Annotated in this window: 16 protein-coding genes; all 16 read left to right on the forward strand. The window is 38.3% G+C overall.

All coding sequences use genetic code 11. The features are described from left to right. The first annotated feature begins 150 nt into the window (after window positions 1-150). The 16 genes from GJU32_RS01980 to rpsO all read left to right on the forward strand — a co-directional run bounded on the left by GJU32_RS01980 (window position 151) and on the right by rpsO (window position 19035). Complete coding sequence (locus GJU32_RS01980) at window positions 151-945, forward strand: isoprenyl transferase (protein WP_155590264.1); 795 nt, start codon at window positions 151-153, stop codon at window positions 943-945. After that, window positions 942-1742 carry a phosphatidate cytidylyltransferase gene (locus GJU32_RS01985; RefSeq protein WP_155590265.1) on the forward strand — a complete coding sequence of 267 codons (801 nt, stop codon included), beginning with the start codon at window positions 942-944 and terminating at the stop codon, window positions 1740-1742. Before GJU32_RS01980 ends, GJU32_RS01985 begins: the two co-directional genes overlap by 4 nt. 63 nt (window positions 1743-1805) lie before the next feature. Continuing rightward, the gene (gene dxr, locus GJU32_RS01990) at window positions 1806-2951 is read left to right on the forward strand and encodes a 1-deoxy-D-xylulose-5-phosphate reductoisomerase (protein ID WP_155590266.1); all 1146 of its coding nucleotides are present in this window, start codon (window positions 1806-1808) and stop codon (window positions 2949-2951) included. 46 nt (window positions 2952-2997) lie between these two features. After that, entirely contained in the window at window positions 2998-4263 is a 1266-nt protein-coding gene (gene rseP, locus GJU32_RS01995) for an RIP metalloprotease RseP (protein WP_155590267.1), read from the forward strand. A gap of 152 nt (window positions 4264-4415) precedes the next feature. Next, entirely contained in the window at window positions 4416-6122 is a 1707-nt protein-coding gene (locus GJU32_RS02000) for a proline--tRNA ligase (RefSeq protein ID WP_155590268.1), read from the forward strand. A 271-nt stretch (window positions 6123-6393) separates the two neighbouring features. Then, window positions 6394-10725 carry a PolC-type DNA polymerase III gene (locus tag GJU32_RS02005; RefSeq protein WP_155590269.1) on the forward strand — a complete coding sequence of 1444 codons (4332 nt, stop codon included), beginning with the start codon at window positions 6394-6396 and terminating at the stop codon, window positions 10723-10725. A 340-nt stretch (window positions 10726-11065) separates the two neighbouring features. Next, window positions 11066-11542, forward strand: coding sequence for a ribosome maturation factor RimP (rimP, locus tag GJU32_RS02010; protein ID WP_155590270.1), 477 nt, complete (start codon window positions 11066-11068; stop codon window positions 11540-11542). A 25-nt stretch (window positions 11543-11567) separates the two neighbouring features. Continuing rightward, a complete protein-coding gene (gene nusA / locus GJU32_RS02015; protein ID WP_155590271.1) occupies window positions 11568-12707 on the forward strand; it encodes a transcription termination factor NusA in 1140 nt (379 codons plus the stop codon). A 136-nt stretch (window positions 12708-12843) separates the two neighbouring features. After that, window positions 12844-13122 (forward strand): RNase P modulator RnpM, encoded by a 279-nt coding sequence (rnpM, locus tag GJU32_RS02020; protein WP_155590272.1) that lies wholly within the window; start codon window positions 12844-12846, stop codon window positions 13120-13122. Next, window positions 13119-13427: a YlxQ family RNA-binding protein gene (locus tag GJU32_RS02025; RefSeq protein ID WP_155590273.1), complete on the forward strand. Its 309-nt coding sequence runs from the start codon at window positions 13119-13121 to the stop codon at window positions 13425-13427. Before rnpM ends, GJU32_RS02025 begins: the two co-directional genes overlap by 4 nt. A 14-nt stretch (window positions 13428-13441) precedes the next feature. Next, window positions 13442-15733, forward strand: a complete 2292-nt coding sequence (infB, locus tag GJU32_RS02030) for a translation initiation factor IF-2 (protein ID WP_155590274.1) — start codon at window positions 13442-13444, stop codon at window positions 15731-15733. Continuing rightward, window positions 15733-16011: a DUF503 domain-containing protein gene (locus GJU32_RS02035; protein ID WP_155590275.1), complete on the forward strand. Its 279-nt coding sequence runs from the start codon at window positions 15733-15735 to the stop codon at window positions 16009-16011. The genes infB and GJU32_RS02035 overlap by 1 nt, the downstream gene beginning before the upstream one ends. A 66-nt stretch (window positions 16012-16077) precedes the next feature. Continuing rightward, on the forward strand, window positions 16078-16419 hold the full coding sequence (gene rbfA, locus GJU32_RS02040) for a 30S ribosome-binding factor RbfA (RefSeq protein ID WP_155590276.1): 342 nt from the start codon (window positions 16078-16080) through the stop codon (window positions 16417-16419). A gap of 301 nt (window positions 16420-16720) precedes the next feature. Continuing rightward, window positions 16721-17632, forward strand: coding sequence for a tRNA pseudouridine(55) synthase TruB (truB, locus tag GJU32_RS02045; RefSeq protein ID WP_155590277.1), 912 nt, complete (start codon window positions 16721-16723; stop codon window positions 17630-17632). Window positions 17633-17644: 12 nt separating this feature from the next. Then, window positions 17645-18598 carry a riboflavin biosynthesis protein RibF gene (gene ribF, locus GJU32_RS02050; RefSeq protein ID WP_155590278.1) on the forward strand — a complete coding sequence of 318 codons (954 nt, stop codon included), beginning with the start codon at window positions 17645-17647 and terminating at the stop codon, window positions 18596-18598. Window positions 18599-18765: 167 nt separating this feature from the next. Further along, window positions 18766-19035 (forward strand): 30S ribosomal protein S15, encoded by a 270-nt coding sequence (gene rpsO, locus GJU32_RS02055; RefSeq protein WP_054610354.1) that lies wholly within the window; start codon window positions 18766-18768, stop codon window positions 19033-19035. Window positions 19036-19596 lie beyond the last annotated feature (561 nt).

Raw genomic sequence — 19596 nt, forward strand, 5'->3', positions numbered from 1 at the left:
TTTTAACAAACTCATTCTTTAATATGTGTATAGTTCTAAAATAAGCTAGTACATACATAGTCAATTTAGAGGGAAAAAAAAGACAAAAAGCGCTTTTGTTTGTTATGATAGGTTAATATACGTCCGATTAGTTGTAGTGGGGGAGTTAGCATGTTTAAAAAGCTATTAGGTAAACAAATAAATATGGATACACTATCATTGGAGGAGCGTGTGGCCCTTACTAAAAGCGAGCCGATTCCTGCCCATGTAGCGATTATTATGGACGGAAATGGACGTTGGGCAAAGAAACGGGCTATGCCACGAGTTGCTGGTCATCATGAAGGAATGAAGACGGTACGTAAGGTAACGAGATTTGCGTCAGATTTAGGTATTAAAGTCTTAACTGTATATGCATTTTCCACGGAGAATTGGAAGCGACCAAAACCTGAAGTTGATTTTCTTATGCGGCTACCTGTTGAGTTTTTAGGTTCTTTTTTACCAGAAATGATGGAGCGGAATGTGCGTGTCGAAATGATTGGAGACCCATCTCTATTACCTGCCCATACGCAAAAAGCGTTGTTTGAGGCAATGGAAGAAACGAAGCATAATACTGGACTTATATTAAATTTTGCGCTGAATTATGGTAGTCGTTCTGAAATGGTCAATGCCATGAAAGCGATGCTTCAAAAAGTGCAGGACGGTCAATTAACGATGCAAGACATAACAGAAGAATGTTTAACGTCTCATTTAATGACGTCTCATTTGCCTGAGCCAGATCTTTTAATTCGCACAAGTGGCGAAGTACGATTAAGTAACTTTATGTTATGGCAGCTCGCCTATACAGAATTTTGGTTTACAGATACATTGTGGCCAGATTTTAGTGAGGAAAGCTTACTGGAAGCGGTGGAAAACTATCAAAAACGTAATCGCCGCTACGGTGGGTTGAAGGGAGAAGAAACAACTTGAAACAACGAATTATCACGGCAATAATCGCAGCAGCGCTTTTTATTCCGTTCGTTATTTATGGAAAAGTACCATTTACACTACTTGTGCTTGCAATGGCTATTGTCGGTTTTTATGAAATACTAAAAATGAAAGGTATTTCCATTTTTTCTGTGCCTGGTTTTTTAGGGTTAGTAACCTTGATATTGCTTGTGATACCGAAGGACTGGAGTGAAAAGGTTGTAGAGGCAATAGGCTATTCATCCAATTTAATGGTTGTCTATGGCCTAATGATGTTACTACTTATTTACGTGGTCCTTGTAAAAAATAAAATTACTTTTGACGAAGTTGGTTTTATTTTATTAGGCGCATTTTATGTGGGATTAGGATTCCATTATTTAATTGAAACAAGAAATGTTGGGTTAGAGTATGTTGTTTATTGTTTATTAGTTGTTTGGACTACAGATTCAGGTGCCTATTTTGTAGGAAGAAAATTAGGTAGGAATAAGTTGTGGCCTGAAATCTCACCAAAGAAAACGATTGAAGGTTTTATAGGTGGAATTGTAATTGCTGTCATTTTTGCAGTTGGTATGCAACTCATTTACCCATTCGCAAATGGTTATATTTCACTTGTTTTTGTAACGATTTTTGCCTCTATTATTGGTCAAATGGGCGATTTAGTCGAATCAGCTATTAAGCGTCATTTTGATGTAAAGGATTCGGGCAATATTTTACCAGGGCATGGCGGGATTTTAGACCGCTTCGATAGTCTATTATTCGTTGTGCCTCTACTGCATTTTTTACATTTGTTTGGTAATTGATTTGTATACTGAATGACATCTTGCTAAATCATTTGCTTAGATAGAAAAAGGGGACAATTTGTTGTGAAAAAAATTAGTTTATTAGGTGCAACTGGTTCAATTGGTTGGCAAACCTACGATATTTTAAAAGAACAACGTGATGCTTTTCAATTAGTGGCTTTTTCTTCAGGGAAAAACATAGAGAAAACGCGCGAGATGATTGAAACATTAAAACCCGAGCTAGTTTCGGTTCAATTAGAAGAAGATGCACGTTTGCTTGCTAAGGATTATCCGAAAATCCAATTTACATTTGGGGCAAAAGGACTTGTAGAGGTTGCTACACATCCAGATTCAACTGTACTTGTTAATGCAGTGCTAGGAAGTGTTGGACTTGAATCAACATTAGCAGCTATCCAGATGGGAAAAACGATTGCCATTGCTAATAAAGAAACACTTGTCACGGCTGGCCATTTAGTAATGGCAGAAGCAAAAAAATATAAAGCAACGATCTTGCCTGTCGATAGCGAGCATTCTGCCATCTTCCAATCGATGAATGGTGAGAACCCGAAAAATATTGAACGTTTGATTATTACTGCTTCAGGTGGAAGCTTCCGTGATAAAACACGTGAACAATTAAAACATGTGACTGTCGCAGATGCACTCAATCACCCGAATTGGTCTATGGGTGCAAAAATTACAATAGATTCAGCTACAATGATGAATAAAGGGTTAGAAGTCATTGAAGCACATGTTTTATTTGATATGCCATATGATAAAATTGATGTACTTTTGCATAGAGAAAGTATTATTCACTCTCTAGTTGAGTATCATGATACTAGTGTGATTGCTCAGTTAGGTACACCAGATATGCGCGTTCCTATCCAATATGCTTTAAGCTATCCTGATCGTATACCATTACATAATGGTCAGCGACTAAATTTAGCGCAAATTGGACAACTACATTTTCAAGATATGGACTTTGAGCGTTATCCAGCTTTGCGTTTAGCGTATGAGGCTGGTCGTACTGGTGGTACTATTTTAACAGCAATGAATGCAGCAAACGAATCAGCAGTTGCAGCCTTTTTACAAGGGAAAATAACATTCCTTGAAATTGATGAGACGATTGAACGCGTGATGCAAGCACATCAAAACATCACAATACCTGATTTACAAACAATTTTACATGTGGACAGTGAGACAAGAAAAATAGTGTTAGACATGGTAAAATAACGAAAACACTGTATCGTTAACTAATCGCTATTAAAGGTGGGGTATTATGCAAACAGCCATTGCATTTTTATTAATATTTGGGATGCTCGTCTTCTTCCATGAACTTGGACACTTCTTATTCGCCAAACGTGCAGGTATTTTAGTACGTGAATTTGCCATCGGAATGGGTCCCAAAATTTATGGTAGAACGCATGGAGAAACAATGTATACCGTTCGTTTATTGCCTATTGGGGGATATGTACGTATGGCCGGCGAGGATATGGATGGCACTGAACTACAGCCAGGCTACCGAATCGGGCTTATAGTGGACGAAGATAATATTGTTAAGAAAATTATTTTCAATCAAAATAATAAGCAGTTGCCAGATTTATTGTTTTTAGAGGTTGAACGTGCTGATTTAGAAAAGAATTTATTTGTAGAGGGCTATGATGAAGAGGAACGTTTAGTTCGTTATCAAGTAGCAAGAGATTGTGTTCTCGCGGAAAATGGTCGTGAATTGGTCATTGCGCCACATGACCGTCAATTTAATGCTAAAACAGTTGGTCAACGAGCAATGACAATCTTTGCAGGTCCGTTGTTTAACTTTATTCTTGCATTTGTTATTTACTTAATGATTGGATTAATTCACGGTATACCAACATATGAGCCAATCATCTCTGAAGTAGTAGAAAATGATCCAGCTGCACAGGCAGGAATGCTTGCTGGGGATAGAGTAACAGCTATTGAAGGACAAGCAGTTGAAAAATGGCAGGATTTAGCCGCTATTGTTCAAGATCATCCGAACGAAGCTATTACGGTGACAGTTGAACGAGATGGACAATCTGTTAATTTAAATATGACTGTAAAAGAAGTCCAAGAACCGGATGGCGAAAAATATGGTCAAATTGGTGTTCGTTATGAAAGCCCAAGAGAATTTAATCCATTAAAGGCAGTGGTCTATGGAGCACAAGAAACTTATAATATGACCGTCAAAATATTTGAGCTTCTAGGTATGTTGGTAACTGGTAAGTTCACAATCGATGCACTCTCCGGTCCTGTAGGTATATATAAGGCAACAGAACAAGTGGCCCAATATGGTATTATGAACTTAATGAATTGGGCTGCAATGCTAAGTATTAACTTAGGGATTATGAACCTACTTCCATTACCAGCACTTGACGGTGGCCGTTTATTATTCTTTGGTTTTGAAGCTTTACGTGGGAAACCAATTGACCGTCAAAAAGAGGGAATTGTTCATTTTGTCGGAATCGTCCTATTGATGATTTTAATGGTTGTCGTTACATGGAACGATATACAGCGATTTTTCTTTTAATAAATGACTAGATATTTCTAGTGCTTTACAATTAAATGGAATTTGATCTTCTAGCTTTGAGCGCAATTTCTATGAAACATTGCGCTCAAAGCTAAATTTGTTTATGCTATTGAGAGTATAAACTTATCTATTTAAAAAAGGTGGAACACTGAATGAAGCAAAGTAAAACATTTATCCCAACGTTACGTGAAGTACCTGCTGATGCTGAGGTAAAGTCACATAAGCAATTACTGCGTGCAGGGTTTATTCGTCAAAATACAAGTGGGGTATACTCGTATTTACCGCTTGCAAAACGTGTGTTAACAAAAATCGAAACAATTATTCGTGAAGAAATGGAAGCCATCAACTCTATTGAGCTTTTAATGCCATCACTACAATCTGCTGAGCTTTGGCAGGAGTCAGGTCGCTGGGAAAAGTACGGCCCAGAATTAATGCGCTTGAAAGATCGCCATGACCGTGATTTTGCATTAGGGCCAACACATGAAGAAGTGATTACAACTTTAGTAAGTGATGAAATTAAATCCTATAAAAAATTACCGTTAACATTGTATCAAATTCAAACGAAATTCCGTGATGAAAAACGCCCTCGCTTTGGCTTACTAAGAGGAAGAGAATTTATTATGAAAGATGCGTATTCTTTCCACGCGTCACGTGAAAGCTTAGATGAAACATATGATGATATGTATCGTGCTTATTCTAATATTTTTTCTCGTCTTGGATTAAACTACCGTGCTGTTATTGCAGATGCAGGATCAATCGGCGGTAAAGGTACACATGAATTTATGGTGCTTTCTGAAATTGGAGAAGATACTATTGCATACTCTGATACTTCTGACTATGCAGCAAATGTCGAAATGGCTGAAGTAATCGTTGACTATCAACCAACTGATGAAGTTTTAAAAGAAGTTGAAAAAGTAGCAACACCAGATCAAAAAACAATTGAAGAAGTATCAGCTTTCCTCCATGTAGAGCCTGCCAATGTTATCAAATCTTTAGTTTTTGATGTTGATGGGGAGCTTGTTGTTGTCCTTGCACGTGGGGATCATGAAATTAATGATATCAAATTGAAAAACGCCCTTGATGCAGGTTCTGTAGAGCTTGCAAGTGAAGCAGCTATTCGCGATTTATTAGGCTGTGGCGTCGGTTCAATTGGTCCAGTAAAATTACCGGTAGACGTAAAAGTAGTAGCAGACCATGCTATTCAATCTATCCGTAATGGTATTGCGGGAGCAAATGAGGATGGATTCCATTTAGTCAATGTTAATCCAGAGCGAGATTTTGCTGTTAACGACTTCTTAGATATTCGTTTTATTCAAGAGGGAGATCCTTCTCCAGATGGACAAGGTATCATTAAATTTGCAGAAGGTATAGAAGTGGGTCATATTTTCAAATTAGGTACTACATACTCTGCTAAAATGAATGGTACTTTCTTAGACGAGCAAGGAAAGGCTCAACCGTTTATTATGGGCTGCTATGGTATCGGCGTATCTCGTATTCTAGCTGCTGTAGCTGAGCACTTCCAAGATGAAAATGGATTTACATGGCCAACACAATTAGCGCCATATGATATTCATGTTGTTCCAGTTAATACGAAAGATGAGGCACAAGTAGCATTAGCAGATGAGCTTTACGGCTTATTAAAATCATATCGTTTTGATGTGCTATTAGACGATCGTGCTGAACGTGCAGGTGTAAAATTTGCAGATGCTGATTTAATTGGTTTACCTGTTCGTGTAACAGTAGGTAAAAAAGCAACAGAAGGTATTGTAGAAGTGAAATTCAGACAGACTGGTGAAACATTTGAATGGAAAAAAGAAGAAGTAATTGATCACCTAAACGAATTTTTCCGTAAAAATTAAAAGCCTGTTACATGGATGGTCTTAAATGGAAGTCGATGCTTTTGATAGAGGCTAACATGTAATTTTGATAAGATAGGTATAAATAATTCGCGACACTTCTGCGGGATAGTGAGCCAAGCAAGAAACAACAGATGGTTAAAACTCTGTTAAGCTTGAAGAGCGCCCGCAGTGAGGGAGCGAATTTTTTTCTTGAATTGTCGTCATGCTTATAAGACGAATTAGAATATGAGGCTTAATAGACTGCCTCTTTCTGAAAGTAGGTGTCGATAGATTGGAACAGCAACAAGAGGCAAGAATGAGACTTCGCATGCTCTTGCAGCAACTAGAATTAACAGATGATGTGTACATGTCATTTTTTGAGGAAGGTGAATTATCACGCCTGACGGTCCATAAAAAGGATAGACTTTGGCATTTCACCATTAAATTAAAAGATATACTGCCGTTTCCGTTATACCAGCTTTTCCGTACGCATTTAAAGGAGAAATTCTCAGCAATCGCTCAAATTAATACAACATTTGAAACCCTAGAAAAAAGCGTGACAGAGGAACTTGTGCAAGCTTATTGGTTAAGTGTTGTGGAACAAATTGATGAGATGGCGCCAACGTTAAAAAATTGTCTTATTTCCCAAATGCCAATATGGAATGGACAAAAAATGACATTATCCTGCATGCAGGAAATGGAATTTATGATGCTGAAAACAAAGTATGCAGATAAACTGGCAGAAAGCTATGGTCAATTTGGTTTCCCTCATATGGTGATAGACTTTGTGTTACAAGAAGAGACAGAAGAAATGATTGCGGCACAGGAAGCATTTATAGAGCAGAAACGTATGGAAGAAGTGGCTTTAGCACAGCAAGCGGTGCAGGATTTCCAAAAACGTGAGAAAGAGAAGAAGGATAATCCAGCACTAGCGAACCTAGGTGATCGTCCATTCCAGCTTGGCATGCACATTAAAGACGATGAAATAATGGAAATTAAACGTATTGTCGAAGAAGAACGCCGTGTCATTATTGAAGGATTTGTCTTTGATACAGAAATTAAAGAGCTAAAAAGTGGACGCTCTTTATTACAAATCAAAATTACAGACTATACGGATTCCATCATTGTTAAAATGTTCTCTCGTGATAATGATGATGCAGAATTGATGCAACATCTGAAAAAAGGCATGTGGGTAAAAGTTAGAGGCTCTGTACAAACAGATACGTTCATCCGTGATTTAATCGTCATGGCTAATGATATTAATGAAATTAAAAAAGGCACAAGACAGGATTTAGCACCAGAGGGTGAAAAGCGTGTTGAATTACATTTGCACACACCAATGAGTCAAATGGACGCCGTTACACCTGTAGAGCGGCTTGTTGCACAGGCTGCAAAGTGGGGTCATCCAGCAATAGCAATTACGGATCATGCGGTTGCGCAATCCTTCCCTGAAGCATATGCAGCAGGGAAAAAACATGGCATCAAAGTAATTTATGGTCTAGAGGCTAATTTAGTCGATGACGGGGTACCGATTGCCTATGCGCCAGAGCATCGTTTATTAGCAGATGTAACGTATGTTGTCTTTGACGTGGAAACAACGGGGTTATCTACGGCTTACGATACAATTATTGAGCTGGCTGCAGTAAAAATTAAAGACGGAAATGTGATCGATAAATACGAAAGCTTTGCAAACCCACATCACCCACTTTCAGCAACTACCATTGAACTGACGGGTATTACAGATGATATGGTGCGAAATGCACCAGAAGTAGAGCAAGTGATTAAAGAATTTCATACCTTTATCGGTGATGCGATTGTTGTCGCCCATAACGCATCATTTGATATAGGATTCCTTTATACCGGCTATAAAAAGTTTGGCCTTGAGGGAACGATTCATCCAGTAATCGATACATTAGAGCTTGCCAGATTGCTTTATCCGACGATGAAAAACCATCGTTTGAATACACTTTGTAAAAAATTCAATATTGAATTAACACAACATCACCGAGCGATTTACGATACTGAAGCGACAGGCTATCTACTTTTACAACTTTTAAAAGATGCAGATGAATTAGCCATCAAATACCATGATGATTTTAATAAGCATATAGGTGGTGGTGACGCCTATAAAAAGGGTCGCCCAATGCATTGTACAATTTTAGCAGTCGATAACGCTGGTTTAAAGAACCTATTTAAAATCGTCTCACATTCCCATACGAAAACATTCTATCGTGTGCCTCGTGTTACACGGGCTGTACTTGAGCAATATAGAGAAGGCTTATTAGTAGGTTCAGGTTGTAGTAATGGTGAATTATTTGAAACGATGATGAATAAGTCACCTGAGGAAGCAGAGCAAGTCGCTCGATTTTATGATTATATTGAGGTACAGCCGAAAGCTGTATATGCACCACTAATTGAACGCAATGTAGTGCGTGATGAATGGACATTAGAGGATATTATCCGAAAACTTGTTAAGCTTGGAAAGAAGGTAGATAAACCTGTTGTTGCAACTGGCAATGTCCATTATTTAGATCCGACAGATGGCATGTTTAGGCAAATTCTCATTGGCTCACAAGGTGGGGCTAATATTTTAAATAGATCTAAGCTACCTGAGGTTCATTTTAGAACAACAGATGAAATGCTGAAGGAATTTGATTTTTTAGGACCCGATCTTGCAAAAGAAGTCGTTGTGACGAATGCTCAAAAAGTTGCAGCGAGTATTGGCGATGTAAAACCGATTAAGGATGACCTCTATACACCAAAAATTGAAGGCTCAGATGATGAAGTAACCAATTTAACCTATGAAATGGCCCATCGGATTTACGGTGAGGAGTTACCTGAAATCGTGAAAGCCCGAATTGAAAAAGAGTTAAAATCAATTTTGGGACATGGCTTTGGCGTAATTTACTTAATTTCTGCCAAGCTGGTGAAAAAATCGTTAGCAGATGGCTATTTAGTAGGTTCCCGTGGTTCTGTTGGTTCCTCGTTAGTCGCAACCTTTATGGAAATTACAGAGGTTAATCCATTGCCTCCTCATTATATTTGCCCTAATTGTAAGCATTCCGAGTTTTTTGACGATGGTTCGGTTAGCTCAGGCTATGATTTGCCAAATAAAGACTGTACGGAATGTGGAACACCCTATAAAAAAGATGGACAAGATATACCATTCGAAACCTTCCTTGGCTTTAAAGGTGATAAGGTACCCGATATCGATCTAAACTTTTCAGGTGAATATCAACCACAAGCTCATAACTATACGAAGGTACTATTTGGAGAGGACTATGTTTTTCGTGCTGGAACAATTGGTACAGTTGCTGAGAAAACAGCCTATGGTTATGTAAAGGGTTATGCGAATGACCATAATTTACATTTCAGAGGGGCAGAGGTCGATCGTTTAGTTCAAGGCTGTACAGGAGTAAAACGTACGACAGGGCAGCACCCTGGGGGAATTATCGTTGTACCAGATTATATGGATATTTATGATTTCTCGCCAGTGCAATTCCCTGCGGATGCGCAAGATTCAGAATGGCGCACAACACATTTTGACTTTCACTCGATTCATGACAATATTTTAAAGCTCGATATACTTGGACACGATGATCCAACGGTTATTAGGATGTTACAGGATTTATCAGGAATAGATCCAAAAACAATCCCAACTGATGATCCTGTTGTAATGAAAATTTTTAGTTCTCCAGAAACTTTAGGGGTTACAGAAAAACAGATTGGTTGTAAGACTGGAACATTAGGTATTCCAGAATTCGGTACTCGTTTTGTGCGTCAAATGCTAGAGGATACAAAGCCTTCTACATTCTCGGAGCTTGTACAAATTTCTGGACTTTCACATGGAACAGATGTATGGCTTGGTAACGCACAGGAATTAATTCAAAACGGTACATGTGTGCTGAAAGAAGTAATTGGTTGTCGTGATGATATTATGGTGTATTTAATTTACCAAGGTCTGGAACCATCACTGGCATTTAAAATCATGGAGTCTGTGCGAAAAGGGAAAGGCTTATCAGAAGAATTTGAAGCAGAGATGCTGGCCAATAAAGTACCTGGCTGGTATATCGAATCATGTAAGAAAATAAAATACATGTTCCCGAAAGCCCATGCGGCAGCATACGTATTAATGGCTGTACGTATTGCTTGGTTTAAGGTACACTTCCCAATCCTGTATTATGCAGCGTATTTTACAGTTCGTGCAGATGACTTTGATTTAATTGCTATGGTACAAGGCTCGCAAATGTTACGAGCACGCATAGATGAAATCAACATGAAAGGCTTAGATGCATCCACAAAAGAGAAGAACTTATTAACAGTGCTGGAGCTCGCACTTGAAATGTGTGAACGAGGCATGAGTTTCCAAAAAGTTGACTTATACCGTTCTCAAGCAAGTGAATTTGTCATTGATGGCAATACACTAATTCCTCCTTTCGATGCGATCCCAGGGCTTGGTACCAATGTTGCCAAAACAATTGTAGCTGCCCGTGAAGAGGGTGAATTTTTATCCAAGGAAGATTTACAGCAACGTGGACGTGTATCAAAAACACTTATTGAATACATGGACCAACTTGGTTGTTTAGAAGGCATGCCTGATGCCAACCAGTTATCACTTTTTTAGTGTAAGACCTGTTTTCTATGGATAGGCCACAGTGTATTTCAAATTTCTGACACAATATGGTTGTCTATAATGAAGGAAATTTGCATTGTACCGAGAACTGTGCTATTCTTATGGTAATAATTTGTTGATATTTTTCCAGCAAAAGAGTGGGGCATTCCCGCTCTTTTCTGTTGTTATACCGTAGCAAAACAAATTTTGACTAACAGCAGGTAAGACCGTAAAATTTCACCAAAGCAACTGGTGGAATTTCTGTTTTATTATGGTTCATTGCAGTGTTAATTGTTAACTTAAAGTAATGAACAATTCATACGCTAGAATTTGGTAGATACAGGAGGAAACAATGAGCAAAGTACCATCTTTAATTGAAGAGCTCGCTAAACCAATTGTGGATGAGTTAAATCTAGAACTAGTGGATATTGAGTTCGTAAAAGAAGGACGTAACTGGTTTTTACGTGTCTATGTTGATACGCCTGAGGGTGACATTGACATTGATCAATGTGCTCTAGTTAGTGAACGACTAAGTTTGCTATTGGATGAAAAGGACCCAATTACACAAAACTATTATTTAGAAGTTTCTTCACCTGGAGCGGAGCGTCCATTAAAAAAAGATACTGATTTTGAAAAAGTAGTTGGCAAATTTATTTATGTAAAAACCTATAAGCCCATCAAGGACATGAAGGAATTCCTAGGCTACTTAACATCATACGATGAACATACACTAGTGATGGAAGTGCGTATTAAAACACGTAAAATTACAGTAACAATTGAACAAGAAAAAATCGCATTGGCACGCCTTGCCATCGATTTTTCAGCATAATGCATATTTAGGAGTGAAAACAAAAATGAGTAGTGATTTGTTAGATGCGCTGAATGCGCTAGAAGAACAAAAAGGAATTTCAAGAGATGTGTTAATTGAAGCTATTGAAGCGGCATTAGTCACAGCTTACAAACGCAACTTTAACCAAGCACAAAATGTTCGAGTGGACTTAAATTTAGATAAGGGCTCTATTCGCGTATTTTCACGTAAAGATGTTGTGGAAGAGGTAGAAGATGATCGTTTGCAAATTTCTTTAGAAGATGCAAAAGCCATTAATCCTGCTTATCAATTAGAGGATATCGTTGAACAAGAAGTAACACCACGCAACTTTGGACGTATTGCTGCACAAACAGCAAAACAAGTTGTGACACAACGTGTACGTGAAGCAGAGCGAGGCTTAATCTACGAGCAATATGTTGATCGTGAAGATGATATCGTAACGGGTGTTGTTGAACGTTTAGATGCCCGAAATATCTATGTTGGTTTAGGTAAAGTAGAGGCTGCATTGCCAATCAATGAACAAATCCAAGGTGAATCATACCATCCTCATGATCGAATCAAAGTGTATATTACAAAAGTTGAACGTACGACACGTGGACCTCAAGTGATTGTATCTCGTACACATCCTGGTTTATTACGCCGATTATTTGAGATGGAAGTACCTGAAATTTATGAGGGTATTGTAGAAATTAAATCAATTGCACGTGAAGCAGGAGACCGCTCTAAAATTTCTGTCTATGCACATAATGAAGAAGTTGATCCAGTGGGTTCATGTGTTGGAGCAAAGGGCGCTCGTGTACAAACGATTGTCAATGAACTAAATGGTGAAAAAATTGATATCGTAGAATGGTCTGAAGATCCAGTTGTATTTGTAGCCAATGCATTAAGCCCATCGAAAGTATTAGATGTTCAAGTGAACGAAGAAGAGAAATCGACTACGGTTGTCGTGCCAGACTATCAATTATCGCTTGCAATTGGTAAACGTGGGCAAAATGCACGTTTAGCTGCGAAGCTTACTGGTTGGAAAATTGATATAAAGAGTGAGACAGATGCTCGTGAATTAGGTATTTATCCTTCTGCTACAAGCACCTTCATTCCTGCTGACGATGAAGAAAGTGATTTTGATGACGTGGCAGTTGACTTATATCAAGACGACGAAGAATAAGTAAGAAAGCCCGTGTGACAAGTTAGCTGACAGTATTCAGTGGGCCCCCTACGCCGACTGAATACTGTCAGAGCGTCAAGTAGAGCATGACTTGTCCACCTCTTACGACAAGCTTCAGAGAGGAATGGTGATTCTTATGGCTGTAAACAAAAAAGTACCTCTTCGTAAATGTGTAGCAACTGGAGAAATGCTACCAAAGAAAGAGCTGATACGTGTTGTTCGTTCGAAAGAGGGCGAAGTAAGTGTAGATGTCTCCGGAAAAAAACCTGGGCGTGGTGCATATGTCTCTAAATCAGAGAAGGCAGTTGACATCGCGCGTAAGAAAAATGTATTAGGGCACCAACTTGATGTGAAAATTCCTGAAGAAATATACGAGGAACTTCTTTTGCTTATTCGTAGGGAGTCAATTTTATGATGAATCAAGCAATATTTAATTTGCTTGGGATCGCGGCAAGAGCACGTAAAGTGATTTCAGGAGAAGAGTTAGTTGTAAAGGAAGTCCGCAATGGCAATGCTAAGATAGTACTGCTTGCAAACGATGCTTCTAAAAACTCTAGTAAAAAAATTCAAGATAAGTGCACGTATTACAACGTTGAGTATCATGTAATTGGAGATCGATATGATCTAGGACATGCTACAGGTAAGGAGGCCCGAGTGGCTTTAGCTATTACCGATAAAGGTTTTGCAAGTAAATTGTCTAGTCTACTCAACGAAAACTAATCGGGGGTGAGCAGATGACCAAAATCAGAGTTCATGAATATGCGAAGCAAGTGAATAAATCGAGTAAAGAGGTTATTGAAGCACTAAGTAAATTAAATGTGAGTGTAACAAACCACATGTCTATGTTGGAAAAAGACATTGTGTCAAAGTTAAACCAATCATTTAAAGCAACACCTGAGAAAAATGTAGCAAAACAATCAACTCAAAATATGTCCCAAAAACCACAATCGAATAGCCAGCAAAAACCACAGCATTCGGTTAAAAAGCAAGAAGGACCAAGGCAGCAGCAATCTGCTACTTCTAAGCCTAAAGCAAGCAATCAGCAACAAGCACAGCAAAACTCAAATTCGTCTAACGAAAAATCTAAGAATACAAAAGGTAATCAAAATAGAAATATGACACAAAATAATAATAATAACAATAATAATAATAATCGTCGAGGTGGCGGTGGTTACAACCAACGTCCAAAACCAGGAATTCATGGAGGCAAACGTCGCCATCCAAAAACGCATCAACCGTCTATACCAGTAAAACAAAAGGAACTGCCAGAAAAAATTACTTTTGTTGAATCGTTATCAGTAGCGGAATTAGCAAAAAAATTACACCGTGAGCCATCTGAAATCATTAAGAAATTATTTATGCTTGGGGTAATGGCAACAATTAACCAAGAATTAGATAAGGATGCAATTGAATTAATCTGCGCAGACTACGGTGTAGAAGTGGAAGAAGAAATTCGTGTAGATATTACGGATTTAGAAACACACTTCGAGCAAACAGAAGAAGTTAACGAAGCAGAATTATCAGAACGTCCACCAGTTGTAACAATCATGGGTCACGTTGACCATGGTAAAACAACATTATTAGATTCTATTCGCAATACTAAAGTGACTGCAGGAGAAGCTGGTGGTATTACACAACATATTGGTGCATACCAAGTAACAGAAGGCGACAAGAAAATTACTTTCCTTGATACACCAGGACACGCTGCTTTCACAACAATGCGAGCACGCGGAGCAAAAGTAACGGACTTAACAATTTTAGTAGTTGCTGCTGATGATGGTGTCATGCCGCAAACAGTAGAAGCGATTAATCACGCTAAAGCAGCTGAAGTACCAATTATTGTAGCTGTGAATAAAATGGATAAACCATCAGCAAATCCTGATCGTGTGATGCAAGAATTAACAGAGCATGGCTTAGTTCCTGAAGCATGGGGCGGCGAAACAATTTTCGTACCGATTTCTGCATTGAAAGGTGAAGGCATTGATACATTGCTAGAAATGATTTTACTTGTAGCTGAGGTTGGAGAGCTTAAAGCAAACCCAGATCGTTTAGCACTTGGTACAGTTATTGAAGCACAGCTTGATAAAGGACGTGGCTCTGTTGCTACGCTGTTAGTGCAAGATGGAACATTAAAAGTAGGAGATCCAATTGTTGTAGGTCATACGTATGGTCGTGTACGTGCGATGGTGAATGACAAAGGTCGTCGCGTGAAAGAAGCTGGCCCATCAACACCAGTAGAAATTACAGGTTTAAATGATGTACCTCAAGCTGGTGACCGCTTCGTAGTCTTTGAAGACGAGAAAACAGCACGCCAAGTTGGAGAAACTCGTGCGATGTCAGCAATCCAAGCACAGCGTTCAGAAAAACAACGTGTTACGCTGGATAACTTATTTGAACAAATGAGTCAAGGCGAAATGAAAGAGCTTAACTTAATTGTTAAAGCTGACGTTCAAGGTACGGTTGAAGCAATGGCTGCCTCATTAATGAAAATTGATGTAGAAGGCGTAAATGTGAAAATTATTCACACAGGTGCTGGCGCTATTACAGAATCTGATATTTCTCTTGCAGCAGCTTCTAATGCAATTGTTATTGGATTTAACGTACGTCCAGATGTTAATGCAAAACGTGCAGCAGAAGAAGAGGGTGTAGATATTCGTTTACACCGCATTATCTATAAAGTAATTGAAGAAATTGAACAAGCAATGAAAGGTATGCTTGATCCTGAGTTTGTAGAAAAAATCATTGGTCAAGCAGAAGTTCGCCAAACAATTAAAGTATCAAAAGTTGGTACAATTGCTGGTTCATATATAACTGATGGAAAAGTAACGCGTGATTCAGGTGTACGTGTAATCCGTGATAACGTAGTTATTTTTGAAGGTGAGTTAGATACGCTTAAACGCTTCAAAGATGAAGTAAAAGAAGTGGCAAAAGGATACGAATGTGGTATTACGATTACAAACTTCAACGATATTAAAGAAGGCGATATTATCGAAGCCTATATTATGGAAGAAGTTAAACGCGTCTAATGATCGTATATGCAGAGGTTGAATTCATCATTCAAACTGCCCATTCGTTAAAGGAAAAACGTGCTGTCTTGCAGCGTATGATCACTCGCACAAAGCAGAAATTTAATGTTTCTATTGCGGAAATTGACCATCAAAATGTATGGCAGCGTACGAAATTAGCACTTGTGGCTGTTTCTTCATCAAAAGATGCAGCTGAACGTGAAATAAATCACGCGCTCCATTATTTGCAGTCAAATCCATCATGGGAACAGCTTGATGTGTGGAAAGATTATTTATAAGCAATAGTAGATAGTTGTGTTGGCTATACAGCAACTATCTGTACATCGAAATAGAGGTGACAAATTATGTCTCTACGATCAAACCGTGTTGCTGAGCAAATGAAAAAAGAGCTTGGCGAAATTATTGGCCGTAAAATAAAAGATCCGCGTGTTGGTTTTGTGACTGTTACAGGTGTTGATGTAACAGGTGATTTACAGCAAGCGACAATTTATATTACATCTTTAGGCAATGAGCGTGAACGTGAAGAAACGCTTAAAGCTTTAGTAAAAGCTTCTGGCTTCATTCGATCAGAAATCGGATCACGCATTCGTTTACGACGTACACCAGAATTAATCTTCGAATTTGATTCATCGATTGAATATGGTAACCGTATTGATTCATTGTTAAGAGGTTTACACAAAGAATAAGCTGAAAAAAGTCTGCCACATGCATGTTTATGCAGGCAGGCTTTTTATCTTCATTCAGTAATGACACCCGCCTCTAAAGGTGATGAGTAGCATGTCAGTAGCTTTTTCAAGGTGTCCAAACTCAATGAATGAATGTAAAGCCGCTGGCAGATAAAAGAACTACACAATACAGGTCAATTGACCGTTGTTACAAGATGTGACAACGGTTCACTAACTTTGTACAAATAACACAATTAAAAATCCGGACATAATTACGCCAAGACGTAATTGATTAAAGAGAAGGCAATTTGGGAGGAGCAATATGAACGGCATTTTACCGCTTTGGAAGGAAAGAGGCATGACAAGCCATGATTGTGTCTTTAAATTACGAAAAATTTTACGGACAAAAAAAGTTGGGCATACAGGTACACTTGATCCAGGTGTTGAGGGTGTGCTACCAATTTGTATTGGCCAAGCAACTCGAATAGCCGAATATTTAACAGATGCGGGGAAGACCTATGAAGCTATCATTTCGATAGGACGTACAACGACAACGGAGGATGCAGAAGGCGAAACCGTTGAACAAGATAGTACAATGAAAAAATTTTCCCGTGAGCAGTTGTTAGAGGTTTTAGCTTCGTTAACAGGAGTTATTGAACAAACACCGCCCATGTTTTCGGCAGTAAAAGTAAATGGTAAGCGTCTCTATGAATATGCCCGAAAAGGCGAAACAGTTGAAAGGCCAACTCGTCAAGTAACGATTTATGCTTTGGAGCTTCTTGATGATCGTGAGCAATATGAGGGGCAAGAAATTACATTTGCTGTCCGAATCGCTTGTAGTAAAGGGACGTATATTCGTACATTAGCTGTGCAAATTGGCGATGCCCTGGGCTATCCAGCACATATGAAAGAGCTCGTACGCACAGCCTCAGGCACTTTTACGCGTGATAATTGCTTTACACTAGCACAAGTTGCAGAGCTGATGGATGCAGAGCAAGTAGCTACCTGTATTTTACCTGTCGAGTATGCATTAGCAGACTATCCATATATTGAGATGACTGCTACTAATGAAAAAGAAATTTTCAATGGACAAGTGCTTCCAGCAGATGCATTATTAAAGAGTCATGATAAAATTGTGTTTGGAATCAATGGCAAGGCAGTTGCGGTTTATCAAGCCCACCCTACGAAGGATGGTTTGATGAAACCACACAAGATGTTTCCGACGATAGAGTAGGAGGATTTTTCAATGGAGGTCATTCATTTAAAATACCCACATCAATTACAGCAACGAGAAAGCATACAGCCGTATTCATTAGCTCTTGGCTTTTTCGATGGTGTACATAGAGGGCATCAAGCAGTTATTAATGCAGCTAAGGAAGAGGGAGACAAACGGCAAATCCCAACTGCGGTGATGACATTCGATCCACATCCTTCATTAGTCCTTGGTGGACGTAACGAAAAGGTTTTTTATATTACGCTCTTACAACAGAAATTACAGCTTTTTGAAGAACAGGGTGTAGATAAAGTATTTGTCGTCCATTTCACATCTGATTTTGCAAAGCTTTCACCAGCAGCGTTTATTGATACATTTATTCGTGGATTAAATATTCAACATGTTACAGCTGGCTTTGATTATTCATTTGGAGCATTTGGTAAAGGAACAATGGAAGATATGCATGCATTAAGTAATGGCGATTATGGTGTTACAGTTGTTGAAAAGAAAACAGACGATGTTGAGAAAATCAGCTCTACCCGTATTCGTAAGCTATTACAAGAGGGCGATATGGAAGAAGCAACAATGCTATTAGGAAGACCATTTGAAATCACTGGGATTGTTGTACATGGTGATAAACGTGGCCGTACTATTGGCTTCCCTACAGCGAATGTCCAAGCTTTAGAAGGCACTTTTATCCCAGCAAGTGGTGTGTATGCTGTACGGCTGCTAGTGCAAAATAACTGGTATGACGGTGTTTGCAATGTAGGTTACAAACCAACTTTTAAAGATCCAAATGATAAACAATTATCTATTGAAGTCCATATTTTAAACTTTGATAAAAATATTTATGGTGAAGAAGTACATGTAGCATGGTATAAACGAATACGAAGTGAACGAAAATTCGATGGTATTGAAGCTTTAAAGACACAAATTGAAAAGGATAAACAAGAAGCGATTCAATACTTTAACAATCTTCAGTCGTAGTAACTTTAAGCATGTTACATCAGTCAAGTCACGTTTTTACTTGCTTGACCAATTGATTTATGGTAATATTCATAAGTGCATAATGCTTAACCTTAGCTCGGTATATCGATGACTCCAACGTTTACTGTGCTAATGGGGATTAATTATAATTTAGGAGGTCCATACAAATGGCTATTACAAAAGAACGTAAAAACGAAATTATCGCTGAGTACCGTACTCACGAAAGTGACACTGGTTCACCAGAAGTACAAGTTGCAGTATTAACAGCAGAAATTAACGCTCTAAATGCTCACTTACGTACACACAAAAAAGATTTCCACTCTGAGCGTGGTCTTCTTAAAATGGTAGGTCGTCGTCGTCACTTATTAAAATATCTTCGTGAAACAGACGTACAACGTTACCGTGAACTAATCAACCGTTTAGGCTTACGTCGCTAATTAAAAGCGGGAGTATCCCTGTATTAGACTGTAGACAAACTTTAGTTTGTCTACGGTCTTTTTTCTTGGGAATAAAAAATGGCGTTAATTAGCTATCACTTTTTTGCACAACTATGAACAATTGTCAAAAGCAATTTTCTATACATTGAAAGAATGCTATATTCTAAACACATTTCGCAACCAAATCTAAAAGACATAGGAAAATCGTTACATGTATTTTTACTGAGATCTAAATATGATTTCTAACATTTTACGTTTAAGCTTTACTAGAGAACTTACTTTCTTTATACTGATAGGATGTTGTATGATGAGCACCATGTTATAATGAATTTATTATGTTGCCAGCATCTTGTAAATAATTACTTTCTTCAAGAAGGAATCCATTAAAAATTCATATAACAAAAGTATAAAAATGCTTTTTCAAAAAATATAGAAATAAATCTTAAATAAATTGGCAATAACTGAATTTAAATGTATGATTATTTCATGAAATATTTTTTAGCATAGAACAAGCATTTTTGGTACACTTACAATTAGTACATACAGACGAAGTAAGTGTTT

The sequence above is a fragment of the Lysinibacillus cavernae genome (assembly GCF_009724685.1).
GTDB classification, from domain to species: Bacteria; Bacillota; Bacilli; order Bacillales_A; family Planococcaceae; genus Lysinibacillus; species Lysinibacillus cavernae.

Coding starts and splice junctions, on each gene's coding strand:
- GJU32_RS01980 (WP_155590264.1), top strand. CDS start 151: ATGTTTAAAAAGCTATTAGGTAAACAAATAAATATGGATACACTATCA.
- rseP (WP_155590267.1), top strand. CDS start 2,998: ATGCAAACAGCCATTGCATTTTTATTAATATTTGGGATGCTCGTCTTC.
- GJU32_RS02000 (WP_155590268.1), top strand. CDS start 4,416: ATGAAGCAAAGTAAAACATTTATCCCAACGTTACGTGAAGTACCTGCT.
- rimP (WP_155590270.1), top strand. CDS start 11,066: ATGAGCAAAGTACCATCTTTAATTGAAGAGCTCGCTAAACCAATTGTG.
- nusA (WP_155590271.1), top strand. CDS start 11,568: ATGAGTAGTGATTTGTTAGATGCGCTGAATGCGCTAGAAGAACAAAAA.
- rnpM (WP_155590272.1), top strand. CDS start 12,844: ATGGCTGTAAACAAAAAAGTACCTCTTCGTAAATGTGTAGCAACTGGA.
- GJU32_RS02025 (WP_155590273.1), top strand. CDS start 13,119: ATGATGAATCAAGCAATATTTAATTTGCTTGGGATCGCGGCAAGAGCA.
- infB (WP_155590274.1), top strand. CDS start 13,442: ATGACCAAAATCAGAGTTCATGAATATGCGAAGCAAGTGAATAAATCG.
- GJU32_RS02035 (WP_155590275.1), top strand. CDS start 15,733: ATGATCGTATATGCAGAGGTTGAATTCATCATTCAAACTGCCCATTCG.
- rbfA (WP_155590276.1), top strand. CDS start 16,078: ATGTCTCTACGATCAAACCGTGTTGCTGAGCAAATGAAAAAAGAGCTT.
- truB (WP_155590277.1), top strand. CDS start 16,721: ATGAACGGCATTTTACCGCTTTGGAAGGAAAGAGGCATGACAAGCCAT.
- ribF (WP_155590278.1), top strand. CDS start 17,645: ATGGAGGTCATTCATTTAAAATACCCACATCAATTACAGCAACGAGAA.
- rpsO (WP_054610354.1), top strand. CDS start 18,766: ATGGCTATTACAAAAGAACGTAAAAACGAAATTATCGCTGAGTACCGT.